This is a genomic window from Flavobacterium cerinum, from assembly GCF_024496085.1.
In the GTDB taxonomy this organism is placed as follows: Bacteria; Bacteroidota; Bacteroidia; order Flavobacteriales; family Flavobacteriaceae; genus Flavobacterium; species Flavobacterium cerinum_A.
In genome coordinates, this window is record NZ_CP101751.1 from 2,399,184 (window position 1) to 2,418,119 (window position 18,936).

6 protein-coding genes are annotated in these 18,936 nt (G+C 34.0%); 5 read left to right on the top strand and 1 reads right to left on the bottom strand.

Translation table 11 applies throughout. The features are described from left to right. Positions 1-86 precede the first annotated feature (86 nt). The 3 genes from NOX80_RS10800 to NOX80_RS10810 all read left to right on the top strand — a co-directional run bounded on the left by NOX80_RS10800 (position 87) and on the right by NOX80_RS10810 (position 2,916). Positions 87-701 (top strand): porin family protein, encoded by a 615-nt coding sequence (locus tag NOX80_RS10800; protein ID WP_256549791.1) that lies wholly within the window; start codon positions 87-89, stop codon positions 699-701. A gap of 72 nt (positions 702-773) precedes the next feature. After that, entirely contained in the window at positions 774-1,883 is a 1,110-nt protein-coding gene (locus NOX80_RS10805) for an alpha/beta hydrolase family protein (protein WP_256549792.1), read from the top strand. Positions 1,884-1,929: 46 nt separating this feature from the next. After that, a complete protein-coding gene (locus NOX80_RS10810) occupies positions 1,930-2,916 on the top strand; it encodes a D-cysteine desulfhydrase family protein (RefSeq protein WP_256549793.1) in 987 nt (328 codons plus the stop codon). A 606-nt stretch (positions 2,917-3,522) separates the two neighbouring features. Here the strand turns inward: NOX80_RS10810 and NOX80_RS10815 are convergent. Beyond that, on the bottom strand, positions 3,523-10,473 hold the full coding sequence (locus tag NOX80_RS10815) for an AAA domain-containing protein (protein WP_256549794.1): 6,951 nt from the start codon (positions 10,471-10,473) through the stop codon (positions 3,523-3,525). Between the two features lie 352 nt (positions 10,474-10,825). Here NOX80_RS10815 and NOX80_RS10820 point away from each other — a divergent pair, with 352 nt between their 5' ends. Further along, positions 10,826-16,057, top strand: coding sequence for a DEAD/DEAH box helicase (locus NOX80_RS10820; RefSeq protein WP_256549795.1), 5,232 nt, complete (start codon positions 10,826-10,828; stop codon positions 16,055-16,057). 38 nt (positions 16,058-16,095) lie between these two features. Beyond that, on the top strand, positions 16,096-18,933 hold the full coding sequence (locus tag NOX80_RS10825; protein WP_256549796.1) for a helicase-related protein: 2,838 nt from the start codon (positions 16,096-16,098) through the stop codon (positions 18,931-18,933). Positions 18,934-18,936: the final 3 nt, after the last annotated feature.

Below are 18,936 nucleotides of genomic sequence, written 5' to 3' on the forward strand. Positions count from 1 at the left end.
CTTCGTCGGAAAAGACTTTGTCTCCGTATTTTCAATCTGCAATTTTGCCTCACAATTAGTTCAATTTATTTATCATTTTTTTCACAATGAGAAAGCAAGTAATTTTATCAATTGTTGCGATGGCAACATTCTTTATGGCTTCAGTTTCTGTAAACGCTCAAACAAGGGTTTCTTTAGGAATTAAAGGAGGAGTCAATTCAACGTTTTATAAGTATGATTCGGAGAGTCCCTATTCAGACAGCTCACCGGAATTAGGAGGTTCTGTCGGAGGATTTTTAAAGTATGATTTTGGCAAGTGGTTTGCGCTTCAAACAGATTTGATGATTCATTACAGAAATTCTGAAATGGAAAACAAGTATACAGCAGAAAAATCCAAATTGGAATCGTATGATCTGGAATTGCCTGTCTATGCAGTTTTTCAGACCAAGTTGGGAACAGGAAAGTTATTTTTCGGTGTTGGTCCTTACATCGGTTACGGAATAAGAGCTAAAACAGGTAATATTGATATGTATGATAAGGATATAGCAGGAAATAGACCAATGAAGCAGCTTAATTATGGTGCAGCGACGATGCTCGGATATGATTTTGGACGCTTCCAGATTAACTGTTCCTATATATCACAAAACGGTATAGGAGTAATGAATAATAGTTCAGGTATAAGACGTCAGGCTTTTGGATTAGGAATCGGTTACAGTTTATAATGGTTATCGTATAGTTCATTCTATAGGTGTAGTTCACTCACTGACCCTAATACTGTTATAAAAAATAGCAAAATGAAAAAAGTAATTCCATTGTTGATCACCATTGTAATATCGTCATTCTCGATTTTTGCACAGGATATTAAACCCAATAGGCCACAAGAACCACAGCAACCCTACCCGTATTATTCAGAAGATATTATTTTTGAAAACAGACAAGCCGGAATAACTTTAGCCGGAACGCTAACACTTCCTAAAAAAGAAGGTGTTTTCCCGGCTGTTGTTTTGATAACAGGAAGCGGGCCACAAGATAGAAATGAGGCTTTAGCAGGACATAAACCATTTCTTGTTTTGTCTGATTATCTTACGAAAAATGGGATTGCAGTTTTACGTTACGATGATAGGGGAACCGCTTTGTCAGAAGGAGATTTCAATAGCGCCACCTCTGTAGATTTAGCAAGTGATGTAGCAAATGCCGTTGCCTATCTAAAAAACAGAAAAGAGATTGACCGGACAAAAATAGGTTTAATAGGGCATAGTGAAGGTGGTCTAATTGCGCCATTGGTGGCTACAGAATCCAAAGATATCGCATTTATTGTAATGCTGGGCGGGCCGGGAATTCCGGGAGACAAAATCCTTTTGATACAACAGCGGCTGATAGCAAGAGCATCAGGAATCAGTGAACAGGAAATAAGACAGACGGAAAGGATAAACAAAAGAATATTTAGTATTGTAAAAAAATCCTCGGATGTCGAACAGTTAAAAACAGAATTACGTAGTGATCTGAAAAAATTCTTGAGTAAGAATGCCCGTTCTAAAAAAACTAATGGTAAGAGTGATGAGGAATACATCAATTTGCAGGTTAAAACCTATGCTACTCCCTGGATGCAGTATTTCATCAAATATAATCCTGAGCCAACGTTGAAAAAAGTGAAAATTCCGGTTTTAGCTCTTAACGGAGAAAGAGACCTGCAGATTACACCAAAGGAAAATTTGAGAGCCATAAAAAAAGCATTATGTAAAGCCGGGAATAAAAAATTGACTATTAGAGAATTGCCGACTTTAAATCATTTGTTTCAGGAATCGGATACCGGAGCGCCTCATGAATATGAGACTATAGAACAAACCTATTCGCCGACAGTTTTGAAAGAAGTGTTGAAATGGTTAAAATTGCAAATAGAATAGGATAAGAAAGGTAAATTCTAAGCAAAAAATATAAAAAAGCAACGATATGAAAGAGAATAGGATCGACTTAGGTTTTTTTCCAACACCGTTACAAAAACTCGAAAATTTGTCCAAAATTTATCCCGATTACAACATCTATATAAAAAGAGACGACAATACGGGATTAGCTTCTGGCGGGAATAAAACTAGAAAATTAGAATTTTTAATCAAAAAAGCATTGGACGAAGGTTGTAATACTGTTATTACTGCAGGAGCCCAACAGTCAAATCATTGCAGACAAACTGCGGCAGCCTGTGCTAAAGCGGGACTAAAATGTCATCTGCTTTTGGGAGGTGACCAACCCGATATTTACGATGGAAACCTGCTATTGTCTTCAATACTGGGAGCAACCATACATTTTACAGGTGAAAACAGGAAGGGTGAAGATCAGGAACACTTAAAAGAAAAACTGGAGCGAGAAGGAAATAAATGTTTTGTGATTCCATATGGCGGTTCAAATTCCATAGGAGCATTGGGATTTGTAAATGCAGTGAAGGAATTAATAGAACAACTTTCCGAAAAGAACATGAAAATAGATTATATATTTTTTGCTTCTAGTTCAGGTGGAATGCAGGCTGGACTAACTGTAGGCAAAGAACTTTATGATTTGGATGCAGAGCTGATTCCGATTAGTATAGATAAAGACGAAACGAATGGATTCTCGCTGGAAGAAGTTGTTTTTAATATTGTTAACGAGCTCACACAGAAGTTACTTATTAGCAGAAAAATAGAACTTTCAGAAATTAAGCTTAATAAGGATTTTGATCATGCAGGATATGGCGTTATAACTGCCAATGAAATTAATGCAATAGATGAGTTGGCAAAAATGGAAGGGATTCTTTTAGATCCTGTTTATACAGGACGGGCATTCTATGGCATGCTGGATTTTATAAAAAACAAAAAACTGCCAATAAATTCTAATATTCTATTTTGGCATACAGGAGGTTTACCGGCTGTTTTTAAATTTGCGAAAGAATTAGGAAATAAAATGTAATAAATATCAACAAGTAAATAATAACCTGTCCCGTTATTGGAGGATGATAATTGTGCTTTAGAAAGTTTTATTGCATAGTTTAATACTTTTTATAAAGAAAAAGCTCAACTTTTGTTGAGCTTTTGTTTTCTGTGGAACCGGAGAGAATCGAACTATTGTTCTGTAGACCCTATAAATGCTGATTTCTATATTTTTTTTAAGCGTTGCGCCACAAATGTGCCACAAAAAACTTCCCAATGCAAAAATGCCATCGATTATGACGGCATTTCCCTTGCAAAATAAAATTTTGATCTTTTGTGGAGCTGAAGGGTCCGACACACATGCCGTTTTTGATATCTTCAACCCTGTTTTATAAGGTTTTTTCAACATGTGCCACGAATGTGCCACGACAGTAAAACCAGTATGTTTTATATGCAAAGGCTCCTGCACGAAGCCATCTGATTTGAAAGAACGATATTATCCAATATTTCAAATATACAAAAAAAGCTCCAGTTTTTTATATTCAGATTTGCCGTTGGAATTTCAACTTATCAATTTAAAATTGAAATAATACCATTAATCATATGAAAAAATAAAATAGACAAATTGCCCTGTTAATAAGTTCTGTTATTTTAATACTTTTCTTAATTGAATATCAACTGCACTTGGGTTAGCTTTTATAAAATACTTCTTCTCCAATTGTCCGAAGACATTGATAGTATCGTGACCTGTTATATAACTACTTTCATAAATAAAGTTGATATTTCTGAAAAGTGTGGTTTCAATTTCAGAGGATTGTTTTACAACAGGTGTTCCAAAGCTATTCTGATAACTATTTTTTATTCTATTAATGAACGGATTGTTGGGTATAGCGGAAAATGGATGTAATACTATCAGGTAGTCTCTAGCACGGCTAATAGCTACATTATAGATATATTCCTTTGATAATAAGCACTTTTGATGACCAGTATAATAATCTTTGTTCGGATTAGAGACAAAAAAAACCAAATCACATTCATCTCCCTGAAAGCCGTGAACTGTATCGGCATAGATTTTTATTTTCTCAGAGATACCGAAAGAGGCGATAAGTTTATTCATCATAACGGCCTGAGCTTTATATGGAGCAATAAGTCCGATTGACCACGATTCATCCCCAGAAAGTGCAGTGTCAAAGAATTTAATTATTTCACTTATCAAAATAGCACTGTATATATGATATGAACTATAGAATAATTGCCTGATCTTAAACACGGAATCTTCGTTATTTAGCGGAACATCAATAAACAGAACATTATTACATATCAATTTCTGAAGTTCAGATGGTAATTCTTTAGATTTACTTCCTGTCTTTTCCCTATGATGTTGCAATAAACCGCCATACGATAATTCGCTGAAAAGCTGACCGATTTTACCTAGACTTCTATATTGAATACTCAAATTCTGAATAGAATCACCATTTCTCAATGTTTGCTCATTTTCCTTAAAACTTCTAATGTTCATCATTGAATAAACGTTTTCATCCTGAATATCCAATTCTTCCAGTTCTTTATCATTTACATCTACTACCGGAGGAATTTGTTTAGGATCACCAGCTATAATGAATTTCACATTAGGACTGAACTTAGATATTGCCATAATCGCAAATACCAAATAAGGTAGGTTTATCATAGAAGCCTCATCAAATATGACATAATCCCAATGCCCCTCTAGTTTGAATAATCTAATTTCATTGTTTAGTTCTTCCGTAAACACGGAGGTATAAGGTAAACGATGAATCGTCATTGCGAGAACACCTGCCCACTTAAGTACCGAATCATTCACAGAAGACTGATAAACTTCTGCATTAAATCCTTCTAATTCGGGGTCGGTAGGTCTTCCGATACGGGTAACGCTTAAATATTCATTGCTGTCATTCAATTTTTTCAACCTGACACCTATTCTATCATCTGGATTATCAGTTGGTATCAGTAATTTTTTAGATAAAACATCAGCCGCTTTATTAGTAGGCGTCAAAAAGAGTATTTTTGTTTTTGGATTTTCTTCCTTTATATCAATTATTCTTTCACAAAGCGAGGTAGTTTTTCCTGTTCCCGGAGGACCATAGATAAAATGTAGCGGAGACAAACTTTCGTTTATTTCGTTCCACCTTTCCAAGTTACTTTCATTCGCGAATGCACTCCTTAACTCTTTTAATAAATCAATTTGAGGAACAAAGGTTATTTCTGCCTGAAAAACAGTATCCAGATTTTCCGTTATTTCATTAGAAATGCCTTTGGGACAAAAGATCAACAGATCCTGGCCTTGCTTTTGAGCTCCTTCTACGATTACTTCTATCCTCTTGTTATTCTTCATCGTGACTGACAATGAAAAATCACTGGTTTCCTCTATGGACTCGCTCACATAGGAACTTGCACCACTCAACAGAAAATATTTGCCTGATATCAGATGATTTACAGTCTGACGTTTTATGGATTGGAATCGGATTGTTTTTTGCTTATTGTTATCAGCACTATTGCTACTAAAAGTAAGTAAGTAATCTAAATAAGATATAAACCAATCATAGGAATATTTTGCATTTTGTCTAATATTTTCGATTAAATCATTACGCTCTTGCTTCAAATTTTGTGCTCTAAAAGCTTCTTGTAATGCCCTTAAGTGTTCGCTATTCACATCGTCTATATTGGCAGCATTATAGGCATTGTAAATACTCGCCAGCATTGTATCTCTTCTCGAAATTAAATCCTCAATCGAGTCCGTTATTGAGTTTCCTGATTCTTCCATTGCAGACTTTAAACCTTCCAGATGAATACTCTTAGGGTAATAAATTGTTATCAGTTCATTTTCTTCTACAATGTGAAAACTACCATCCTCAATTGTTCCAATGTGTTTTCGTTTCTCTTCATCCGAATCAAAGATTTTAAATTTTAATTGATCCTGCTTTATGAGTATAATGTTATAATGTTTGCTCCAATTATGGTAAAAAGGTTCATCATGTTCCTCTTTGTTTATTGGGATGAACTCCCGTTTAAAATCAAATTGACCTGTTTGATCATTAAGCTTCTGAATGGAGAGTAATTCTGACTTAACAATGTAGTAGTTGGAATAAATTTGATTCAAATTATTTTCTTCGCTTTGTTTCAGTTTTGAATGTAGCTTATCTTCTATTTGCCAAACCTCGGTTGCGGAGGGGTTTACAAGTTTGAATGAAATACTGTCATTATGCACCAGTAAAGGACATTCGACATCGCTTTCGATTAAATAAGTTATGATACGTTCAAGTATTGAAATCCTAGAATTATCTTTCCCATTATCATATATTACCGGTTGATTATTCAAAGAGGTAAATGCGCCACATAATCCTTTAAGCGTATTGAGTAAGATAGTATCGTTAAATTTAAACGGGTCAATATCCTCTGGCAATGTTTCTTTCTCCTTCAAAAGAAAGTTTCGTAACGGCTCTAAAAATTTGTCATTTATAAGAACGCCTATACCTTTTAGAAATTCTTGCTTCGGTTTTTCATTATTGCACCATTCTAAAAAATCAGTAGGTAGTATCTCACTTTCAATGTGTTTTCCATTCAGTACATAGTGCAATGGATTTATACCTAAAATATCTTCCCAATCAGCATCTTTTTTGTAATCTCTTGTTGAATAAGGCACTCCTTTCCAGCCGTTGTACAGATAGTCCAACTTATCTAAAAATTCACCTTTTGAATTCAAGATGTAAGGATCTATTCCTTTAACAAACAGGAATTTGGAAGCTATAATATCATCTTCATTTTCACTAAAATTGAATACATCGAAATCTCCTAAAGAAAATACTGATTGTAAATCATTGTATTGTTCATTTAATAGATAACTTTCATTTATATACGCTTCATTTTCACTAGAAAAAATAATCTTTTTACCTTTTAAAAAATACCACTTGTTATCATGACATTTTACTGCAAACTTTTTTAATTCGGAAGAAGTATATTTATTAGAAAGTACTACAAAGGCAAGCTGATGAGAATTGGTAATTGGTAATGCATCTTTCAGCAAGTTTAATGATCTAAGAGCATTTTCAAATCGATTCATCAGATCGTCTGTAATGCTAACGCTTGAAATCTTAAATAATTTGTCTGCTTTAGCAGGACTTATCAAATTTCTACCTAAAACTTCATCGTGAAAATGCTGAATAAGGTTTATAGTCTGTGAATTTTCCAAATCCAAAATTTGAGATTGAGAAAGATAAATAGACTTATCGTCTCTTTTTACTTCTATAGAATCCTGAGCGCTTTCAATATCACTAATATTAACCTCCTCATCACCATTGTATATTATTATCTTGCGCTGAATGGTTTCTAAGTCATCCGTTTCTATTGTTTCTTCAATAACCGAATTGATTAGCTTTAAATATAATTCGTTCTGATGTTCTTCCTGCCAGGAAGCATCTAATCTCAAATAAGTCAAAGAATTTAATAAATGCTTTTTGTCTTCTTGTCGTTCATTCAGTACCAATCCAATTAAATCCAGTTTTTGTTCTATTGTTTCTTCTGGAAATAGTTCGATTAATTGTTCTATCAAAGCAGTACCAGACATTTTAATTGTTCCGGCTTTAACTTGAATAGAAGGAGGAATTAGAATAAACTGTTCCGGATGATACTTTCCTATATAATCAACAATACGTTTATCTGAAGAAAAATACTGTTTTAAATCTGATCCGTTGTTAATCAGGTAGCTGACTCCATTATAGGATATTGTATTGTGCTCGAAGAAATCGATATCGCAAACAGTGCAAAAAAGCAATAAATCGTTAATATCGTCAATTGATATATCTTCAACGTTTATGAATAAGTTAGCTGTAATACTAGAATAAGAAAGTGGTATTTCATCCAAATGCTTAATAAGAATAATATCCGGTATATGAAGTCCATAAAGCTTGAACGCTATATCTTGAATCTTAGAAAAATGCTCTTCGGACAAAGTTGCAAGAGTACTTTTATAGAAAATATTTTCGGATCTTACTACTTCGCCTTTAAACAGGATCAGGCCCTGATTTGATAACGAATGCTGCTGTTTTTCAGACCAATTGCTTTCATTAAAAATAGATACAATATCGCTAATGATAGTGTTTACTTCCTTGGGTTTTGCAGCTATCCGGTTTAGTATATCTTCCCAATAGGGGTATACAATTTGTTCATATAGCATCTTCGTGTCATCCAATAAGTAGGCCTTTATCTGGTCATTGTGTTCCCTAACAGAAATACTGAAAATATTTATCCAGGTATTGTTTGATTGTCGTGCTAATAAGGACTTGAAAGCAGTTGGTTTACCCAGATTATTCTCAAATAATTTCAGTTCTCTGATCCGATCATTTACATTGTCAGCATTAAAAGTTCTAAAGGCGTTGAATATTTTTAATTTTTCGTCTTTACTCAGCTTAGACAATTTTTCATCTTCTACCGACTGGCTGAATAATTTAGTAAGTTCGGTATATCCACTATGTTTGGAAGATTGCAATAAGAATGTCCGGTATTTTTCAACGAATTCAAATTCTTTCAAATCCAGTTCGGTTGTAATCAAACCTGCTTTTTGTAAAATATACTTTATTTCACCCAACGTATTGTGCAAAAGAAAATAACCATTGGTTTCTTTTTCTAAAAATTCAGAAAGCGAAAGTAAATCACCATTTGAAAATTTAAATAGTTTTAATTGTACTAACTGTGACTTTATGCGATCAATTAAAGGTTTGTCTGGCGTAACTGACGACAACTCCTTTAATACTAATTTTATTCTACTCTCATCTCCATTCAGCCAATTGTTTATTTGTTCTTCAATGCCTACATTTTCAAGTAAGTCAAAAATGGTATAGTCTTTAATTTCAAGTTTTTCAATTCCTTTTAGGATGATGTTTAAGGCTGCCCCATTCCAATAGAACCAATTTACATCCTGTAAGCCCCATACATCCGGATCAATATCTATTTCTGTTCTTTTAATAAATACAGTACGATCATCAGCAACAGTTTTGTAACTATTTATCTCAACATTATTCCGTACAGGAATATATTCCTTCAATCGATCGTTTACCGGATTTATGTACGGTGTTTCAATCCACAGTCTGTCTTGGTTGGTGCTTTTTCCGGAGGTTAATAGTGATGCATAAAAATGAAGAAACAACGATTTATCATCCGGATTCTCGGATTGAGAAAGCACTTTTAGTTGTTCTTGTATTTTGTCAACAAGAACTTTCAGCAAACGTTCATTAATCCCATCTTCCTTACTGTTGCCCTTATGTAAAAAGGTTCTTGAACTACCCTTATAAAAAGCATTGGAGTGGAGTATATAATTGAAATTATGGACTTCTTCAGATAAGGGAAAATATAAATACAGATTTGGAGCTCCTTTAAAATACTCACCAATTTCATTATGCTTTCTAAATCCGAATAGTACTTCAATATCAGCCTCATCTGTGATTTTTCGCTGCTGTTCATTATTCAAATCCTTATAACTATCTACTCCAAACCTGATATAAGCGTAAGTATCTTTATCCGTTTCTTTTGAGATATTCAGTCTAATGTACTCTAATTCAGGATAGGTAATTGGTTCATCATCATTCAACTGGACTGTATGTAACAACTTTTCCCTTTGATCTTCATCACTGGCAGTTTCCTTTAAAATAGCTATGGCAAATTTTACACCTTCTTTCAGATTCACTTCCGCCAGTTCTTCTTCTTTACCTTTACCCAATTTGATAAAAAATAAAGCCCCTTCGTTATAAGTATCCTTATTTAAAATCTTCTGATGTTTTTTTACCCAACGTGAGAGTACCTTATATTCTTCACTGCTGAATGGATTAACTTCGGCTGACTGACCGTTTGCCATTTTTGGAAGTTCTTCTACAAGACTATTTTCTGGTAAGCAAGGAAAACAGGTAATAAGGATTTTAAACAGCCATGGATACTCGTCTGCCATTTCAAAATTACGATTGGCTTTAGGATTATAGCTGAATGTTTCCGGTTCAATCGCATCTCCACCGGCCAGTTGTTCAATTTCATAATTTTTCCAGCTGAAAAGTATAGGACCTGAATGCTCATTGATTAATTCCTGCAAGCCATTGTCTTTACCTACTAATCGGTGTGCGAGCTTAAAACCAATACCAAATTTACCTATGGTTTGACTATCGTTGCTTTTGGTAGATGACCCTACATTAAGAATAGAACGTACACTGTCCAGATTAAACATTTTACCATTATTGGCAACGAGCAAATAGTGGTTTCCGTCTAGCTCATCCTGTCCCCAAACCATTGCATAATGCGTACTGCCTGCATCTACGGCATTTTGTAAAAACTCATATACAGCCTGTCCGTCTTTTGCCATATCGAGGAAACTCTGCAGAAAATTTTCAATTCCTGCTTCAGCTTTTCCATATCCTTCTTTGTCACCATGGTATATTTCAAACCACCCAAATTCAACTTCATTAGAATCGGGTTCATTTAAAAAATTACCGATAAAGTTTTCGTTACGATCTGGTAATCTTAAACGACGAATCTCGTTTTTATAAAAACTGCGGTATTCCTGAATATTCTTTATTTTCATAGAGCTTAGATCATTCTGTAATCTGATTAATTTATTTATATGTTCACAAGTTTCTTTCAAATGCTTGTAAAGTAAATGTATAATAAAATTACATGTAGATACAGAATAAAATTTAAAGAATGAATGCACATTATATTGGATAAAACAATGAACAGTTGTTTGGCCTTATTAATAGATTTTACGAACCAAAGCATTTTACAAGGGATACAAATTATTTAATTTGAAATAAGACGTTGGTTTCTATGAATGGTAGTTTCAAATCTTTAATTAAATCGTGTTACGAAATAACAGGTGAAAAATAATCCTTTCAGCATGTAACAATTTATTACTTTTACTACAAACGCTATTAAGAATGGATGCCTTTAAAACTCACGAAAATGTAATATCTGATTACAAATCATATTTACAATCTTTCATTAATATTAATGATGGAAGAATATTGAATTTTGTCAATAATTCTACTTTAGTTGAAAATATTCTCCCTGAACCGCTTATACAATTTAACCCCTCTTTTGAAAGAGGTCAGTCTTTCGATGAACTAATTCAGGAAAATACAATACATCCAAATTTGTCAAAAGCGCTGGGTTCTTATAGGTTATACAGGCATCAGTCCGAAGCAATCCAAATAGGTGTTCAAGATCAGGGGTTCGTAGTAACTTCCGGTACCGGTTCAGGTAAATCTCTAACATTCCTCGCTACTATTTTCAATGATCTTTTCAAAAGGGGTAATGGAAAAGAAAAAGGCGTAAAAGCTATATTGGTTTATCCAATGAATGCATTAATAAATTCGCAAGAAGAGGAAATCAAGAAATATAAGATCAATTATTTAGAAAAATATGCAAGCCTTTCGGATATTGATAGATCTAATAAAACTCTGGACGAAATTATTGATCATCTGGAAGACCGTACTACCGAAAGATTTCCCATAACATTTGCAAAATATACGGGACAGGAATCGAGTGTTGATAGAGATCGGGTAAAAAATAATGAACCCGATATTCTTTTGACCAATTATATGATGTTGGAATTAATAATGACTAGGCAGTCTGAAAACTGGTTAAGGGATTCAATGACTAAACATCTTAAATATCTAGTCTATGATGAGCTTCATACATATAGAGGCAGACAAGGTGCTGATGTTAGCCTTCTAAATAGGAGAATTCAGGCTCTTGTAATGAATAATTTAATTTTCATTGGCACATCTGCCACAATGGCTTCCCACGGGTCTCCTGAAGAAAAAAAGAAAAAAGTAGCAGAAGTTGCCACACAAATATTTGGTAAAGAAATTTCATATGAGTGCGTTATTAATGAATACCTTGAGCCATGTACACTTGCTAAAAAAGTAAATCCTTCTCAGCTAGCCGATGCTGTGAGAAAAGGAATCAGTGTGGAAAATTCAGAAGAAGAATTCATAAATAATGATTTAGCTAATTGGTTGGAAATGAATATTGCACTTCAGTACAACCAAGATATAATAGAAAGAGGGAAACCACTACGTATTGATCAAATCACTAATCAAATTGCTGAAACAGTTACTTCGTTGTCACGAGATGAGATTCGAAACATAGTTATTGACCTATTAAAATGGGCGGAGCGGATCAATGAAGATAATAGACAAAAGGGAACTCGTAAATCATTTCTTCCTTTCCGTTTTCATCAATTTATTTCTCAGACAGGATCTATATCGGTAACACTAGAACCAAGAAATATACGCTATATAACTTCATCCGATGAGCCGTACGTTAAGATTGGAAATAAAGAGAGAAAGCTATATCCATTATTATTTTCCAGATATTCTGGTTACGAGTTTTTAACTGTTGAGTTAGACATTGATAAAGCAGAAATTTTACCTATCATTTCTATTAAAGACTTTAAAAATAAAAAGAAAGACGATGTTGATCAAAAGAGTCCGGATATAAGAGATTTCAGATATGGGTACATTATATTGGATGAAGGTGAAGAATTTTGGAAAGAAGACTTTAAAGATTTAGTTCCTCGTGAATGGTGGAATAAGGCAGAAACAGCTTTACTGCCATACTATCAAATGTTAATGCCTCATACGTTATATTTTAATAGTGAAGGACAGTTTTCTTTTGAAGCTAAATTTCCGATTAAAGGATATTTTATTCCTAGTCCATTAATATTAGATCCTACATGCTCAATCGTTTATGAAGATAGTCGTTTAAAAGACTCTACAAAACTAGCCAGACTAGGTTCTGAGGGACGTAGCACAGCTACTTCAATTCTTTCCATGTCCGTAATAAGAAGTTTATCAGATGAAAAATTAGCGGATCAGAAATTATTAAGTTTTACAGACAACAGACAAGATGCATCATTACAGGCTGGCCATTTTAATGATTTTTATAATACGATTCGTTTTAGAGCCGGTCTCCTTAAATCAATAAAGCATAAAGGCGGGTCAATAGAAGTACATGAATTGGCAGAAGAGTTATTAAAGGCATTGAATTTAAGAGAAGTAGATTATGCTAGAAACCCTTCAGAAGATGAAGATTTTGGTAATGACAGAAATAAAGATGCTATTAAATACCTTTTGTTATACCGCGCATTTCAAGACCTTAAAAGAGGATGGCGTTATATTTTACCCAATCTAGAACAAGTGGGATTGATTAAAATTGAATATAAAAAACTTGAAAAATTAGCTAATGTTCAGGCGAAATTTAAAGGCATAGAATTTCTTGAAGAATTAACAGCTGCAAAAAGGTATGAGATTTTAAAAAATATACTTGACTATTTTAGAACAAACTTTGCTCTAGATCATCGTTTTTTTGATAATGTCGCTAATATTGAAACATTGATAAAGGATTTATTAGATGTAGATAAGCCGTGGTCACTGGGTATAGAAGAAAAATTAGATAAGCCTCGAGTAATGGTTGTAGGTTCTATCAAACCTAAAGTAAAAGGAATTTTCGATGCATCTATTGGTGTTCGTTCAAGTTTAGGTAAATATTTGAATCGTGAACGAATCGAATCCGGTCTAGCAAAATTAAAGAAAGACGAATATGAGTTGTGGATCAATGACATTCTGAAAGTATTATGCGAAACAAATTTTATAAGAAAGACAAATGATAAACGTTTGCCAAATCAAAATCTTTATAAATTGATTGTCGATAATATTACTTGGATACACAACGAGGATGGTATCGTAGAAATTGATAAAACAAGGCTTAATTATCAAAACGAATTACTAGAAATTCAACCAAATCCATATTTTAAAAAATTGTATCAATTTGACTTTAGTCAATTCAAAAAAGAGTTGATTGCTAAAGAACACACTGGTCAAATTGGTGCACAGGAAAGAATTAATCGTGAGGATGCTTTTAGAAAAGGAGAAATATCCACTTTATACTGTTCTCCTACTATGGAATTAGGAATTGACATTGCCAATTTAAACATTGTACATATGCGAAATGTACCTCCAAACGCTGCAAACTATGCTCAAAGAAGTGGACGTGCGGGAAGAGGAGGGCAGACTGCATTGGTTTTTACGTACTGTTCCACGATGTCTCCTCACGATGTCAATTATTTTAATAATTCCTCAGAAATGGTCGCTGGCATTGTACAACCGCCTAGGATTGATTTGATTAATGAGGAATTAATCGTCTCACATCTCAATGCTTTTCTTCTGATGAAGCTTGAGATTAAAGAACTAAAAACTTCAGCAGCGGACGTATTAGATTTATCTGATGAAAGAAATGTATTCTTAAAGCATGATATATTGGAAAGAATAGAACATCTTGTTTCTATTATGAAAAAAGAATTATTGCTGGAATTTGAAAAGATAGCATATTCTTTACTGCCGGAGCTTGATAAAACCGTTTGGTTTACACAATTATGGATTTTGGACAAAATTGAGAAATTCCCAGCCCATTTTGACTTTTCATTCAAACGCTGGATCAAAATGTTTCAAAATGCTTGTATGCTCAGAAATAAAGCGCAAGCAATTTTGGACAATCATACTTATAAATCAGATAGCACAGAGCGAAAAGAAGCAGCCAAACAAGAAAGATTTGCCAGAAAACAAATAGCTTTACTAAAAAATGAAGAGCAGCAGAGTTCAAGCAATTCTGAGTTTTATGTATTTCGTTATTTGGCTGCAGAAGGTTTTTTACCTGGTTACAATTTCACCCGTCTTCCAGTTAGGGCTGTACTAGGCAAAAGTTATCAAGATGATGTAGAAGTTATTTCAAGACCTCGCGCTTTGGCTTTATCCGAATTTGGCCCATTAAACACGGTTTATCATTCTGGTAATAAATTTAGGCTTAATCGAATGATGGTTTCAGATATAGAGCATAACTTACAAAAAATAAAGGTTTCCAGTAAGACTGGTTACGCTTTTATGAATGAAGAAATTGATTTGGCTAATATTGATCCTATTAATAAAAAGTCACTTGTAGGAGATGCTCTGGAGTTATATACAAAAGTCATAGAGTTATCAGAATGCGAAGGTATTCCTTTACAGAAAATCTCTTGTATTGAAGAAGAAAGAAGTCGTTCCGGTTATGAAGTTGCATCGTATTTTAATTTCCCTCATGGAATCGAAAATACAGAATCAGTTGTTTTAAAAAAAGGTGGTGAAAAGCTATTACAATTATATTTTAGTAAAACAGCAAGCCTTATTAAGCTTAATAAAAAAGCAAGAAGATCACAACAAACTGGTTTCAAAATTGATCAAAGAAATGGTGTTTGGATACAAGAGAGAAATCTAAACAACAATCAAGAGCTAATTGATAATACCAAAGAAATAATGCTTTTTACCAAAGATACTGCTGATGTTCTATATATTCAGCCCCTCGGTAATATTGGAACAATACCTGATCAGGTTGTGTCTCTTAGCTATGCTTTAAAAAGAGGGATAGAAAAATTATTTCTTGTAGAAGAAAGTGAAATGGCTGTTAGTGTAATGGGAGATAAAGAAAAACCTAATATTCTTATCCACGAAGCATCAGAAGGCTCTCTTGGTATTCTTTCACAATTAATTTCTGATCCTGTTAAAATGAAGGAATGGTTTAAAATGAGTTATGAGATTCTTCATTTTGACTCAGAAACCAGAGAAGAAACGGAACAAGGTAAAGAATTGCCTCACGCTACTTATCAAGACTTGCTAAGTTATTATAACCAGATTTATCACAAACAACTAAATCGATACATAATTAAAGAAGTTTTAGAATATTTGATGGACTGTGATATTGAAATTATTCAAGGGAATGAAAATGATCGGGAAGAACAATATCGTTATTTGCTAAATGCGTATGATAAAAACAGTGGTACAGAATTGAAGCTGATAAAACACCTGTATGAAAATGGATATGCACTTCCTGATAAAGCTCAATTTAATATGGAGAGCTATTATATTAATGCTGACTTTATTTATAAAACCAGCTCTGGATTTACATTAATATTCTGTGATGGCTTTGTACACGACTTGAAAGAAGTTAAAAAACGTGATCAAATGATTGATCAGATATTAAAAGAAGGAGCTTATGATGTAATACGTTGGCATTATATGGAGTCTTTGGATGAATTAACGACAAGAAGAAAAGACATTTTTAGAAAAATAAGATAACCTGCCAGCGAAAATCAATAATGAAATAGGGATAAATAATGAACAATAAATATACTCCAGGAAACTTAGTCCGATATAGAAATCGAGATTGGATGGTACTCCCATCTAATGAAGATCAGGTTATTTTGGTAAAACCACTTGGTGGTTCCGATGAGGAAACTACTGGTATTTTTATGCCTTTAGCCAAAGATATCGAAGCTGTAGAAAAAGCTACATTTAAAGAACCGACACCAAATCAGATCGGAAACTTTGAAACTGCGAAACTTCTGTATAATGCTTCCCGCCTTTCTTTAAGAAATGCCGCAGGTCCATTTAGAAGTATGGGTAAGCTATCCTTCAGACCCAGATCGTATCAGGTTGTTCCATTAGTAATGGCACTAAAGCAGGATATTACGAGACTGTTGATCGCTGACGATGTTGGTATTGGAAAAACCATAGAAGCTTTACTCATTATCAAAGAGCTGATTGAAAGAGGCGAGATCAAAAGATTTGCAGTGATTTGTCCACCTCATTTGTGCGAACAATGGCAGCAGGAATTAAAAGACAAATTAGATATTGATGCGGAGATTATCCGTTCCAGTACAGCATCCCGTTTGGATCGTTTGGTACCTGATGATCGCTCTGTTTTTTATCATATCCCATATCAAGTAATTTCGGTTGATTATATAAAAACAGATAAACGTAGAGGTATTTTTCTGAATGATTGCCCTGAACTAGTTGTGGTGGATGAAGCACATACCTGTACTTTACCTAAAGGAGCATCTTCAAAAAATCAACAACAACGATATAACCTCATTCACGATATTACTTTAAATAAAAATCGACATTTGATATTGCTTACCGCAACACCGCATAGTGGTAAAGATGAAGAGTTTCTTTCTCTTTTAGGCTTATTAAATCCAGCTTTCGAACGATTGGATTTTGAGAAATTGGAACAGGCTGACAGACGAAAAATTGCACAGTATTTTATCCAACGTAAGCGTGAAAATATCCGTAGATGGTTAAATGAAGACACGTTGTTTCCAGAAAGAGATTCTAAGGAAGTAGGTTTTATATTGTCAGAAGAAACTAAAGCCTTTTACAATGAATTAGTGGCATTTGCACGAGGAATTTCTGATGTTGAGACAGATAATGAAAACACAAGACTTTTGCGTTCCTGGGCAGCAATTGCCTTAATTAAAGGTGCTATGTCAAGTCCTGCTATGGCTAAAGAAATGTTGGAAAAACGTCAGGCAAAATTGACTGTGGAAGAAGAAATGACCGAAATTGCTACAGATGCTGTGGAAGATACATTGTTTGAAGAAAATGATTTTGGAGTAGATTTTTCAAGATCTGATCTGTTGAATGCTGTTGATTATAAAACAGCAGAATTGGAGGGACTTACCAAATTATTAAAACGAGCAGAGTTTCTAAATGAACATGAAGAAACGGATCTTAAGATAAAACATACCATTGATCTGATTCGAAAATGGATAAAAGAAGGCTTTCAGCCGATCATTTTCTGTCACTACATCGCTACAGCAAAATATGTGGAAGAAAAGTTAAAAGAAGCGCTTCCTAAAAACATATTGGTACAAGCTATTACTTCTGAACTAGCGGACGAGCAGCGTAAAGAAGAAATTGAAAGAATGGGAGAACAGGAAAAAAGAGTTCTTGTAGCTACAGATTGTTTAAGTGAAGGAATCAATTTACAGGATCACTTTAATGCAGTGTTGCATTATGATCTTCCTTGGAATCCAAACAGAATAGAACAACGAGAAGGTAGAGTTGATCGTTTCGGGCAAGCTTCAAAGGATATTAAAACATATATGCTTTATGGAGAAAATAACCCTATGGATAAGTTTATTCTGGAGGTACTGATTCGTAAGGTACGTGAAATTCAAAAAAGTATCGGAGTTACGATTCCTATAGGTGAAAATAATAAATCGTTGATGGCAGAACTTACGCAAAAGATTTTGAAAACTGCATCAGAAACCGAACAACTGACACTTTTTGCCGAAGACAAAATAAGAATTGATAACGAGTTGGAAATGGCTCGTAAAAAAGGAGAAAACTTGCGCTCTATTTTTGCTCAGGAATCCGTTGATGCGGAAACAATTAAAAAAGATCTGCAAGAAGTAGATGAAGCTATTGGTGATCCAAAAGTTGTGGAAAGTTTTACTGTATTTGCTTTACAATCATTAGGAGCCTCAGTCATACCTGATTTTGAAGGGTATAAAATTCAGACAACGAATCTTCCTAAACATTTACAAGTTGCGTTGCTTTCAAAAACAGAACAACTAAAAGGAAAAACAGAAACTAAAATTGCTTTCATTTCACCTACCCCTAAAGGCTATCAATATATTGGAAGAAATCATCGCTTTGTGGAGCAACTTTGTCACTACATAGTAAGTAATGCGTTTGAGGAAAAAGGTAATTCTTATGGTTTGGCAAGAACTAGTGTGATACAAACAAAAAGTGTTCAAAATAAGACGACTTTGGTAATGTTCAGGGTTAGAAATGTAGTAAAAGAAGTACGTTCCCGAAATGAATCCGTGGCAGAAGAAATGTATCTGTGGGGATATACGGAAAATACAATTGGTTTACAACCTATTGATTTTGGACAAGCACAGAACCTCTTAAATGAAGCTATTCCTTTGAGCAATATGTCCTTTGAGCAACAGCAACAACTTTTGAGAATAGAACTAAAATCTTTTGAAAATAAAAAAGATGCTTTTATAGAAATTGCCACAGAGCGTGCCGATAAATTGGTTGAGGCTCACGGACGATTTAAAACGTTAATTGGGGGGCGTAGTTATGAAAAGTCAACTCCAGTGCTTCCACCAGATGTAATGGGGGTTTATATCTTATTGCCAAAACCTAAAGACCTTTTCTAAGCT

Excerpts from the sequence above, each read along its gene's own strand:
- NOX80_RS10825 (WP_256549796.1), top strand. The coding sequence starts at position 16,096 with ATGAACAATAAATATACTCCAGGAAACTTAGTCCGATATAGAAATCGA.
- NOX80_RS10805 (WP_256549792.1), top strand. The coding sequence starts at position 774 with ATGAAAAAAGTAATTCCATTGTTGATCACCATTGTAATATCGTCATTC.
- NOX80_RS10820 (WP_256549795.1), top strand. The coding sequence starts at position 10,826 with ATGGATGCCTTTAAAACTCACGAAAATGTAATATCTGATTACAAATCA.
- NOX80_RS10810 (WP_256549793.1), top strand. The coding sequence starts at position 1,930 with ATGAAAGAGAATAGGATCGACTTAGGTTTTTTTCCAACACCGTTACAA.
- NOX80_RS10815 (WP_256549794.1), bottom strand. The coding sequence starts at position 10,473 with ATGAAAATAAAGAATATTCAGGAATACCGCAGTTTTTATAAAAACGAG.
- NOX80_RS10800 (WP_256549791.1), top strand. The coding sequence starts at position 87 with ATGAGAAAGCAAGTAATTTTATCAATTGTTGCGATGGCAACATTCTTT.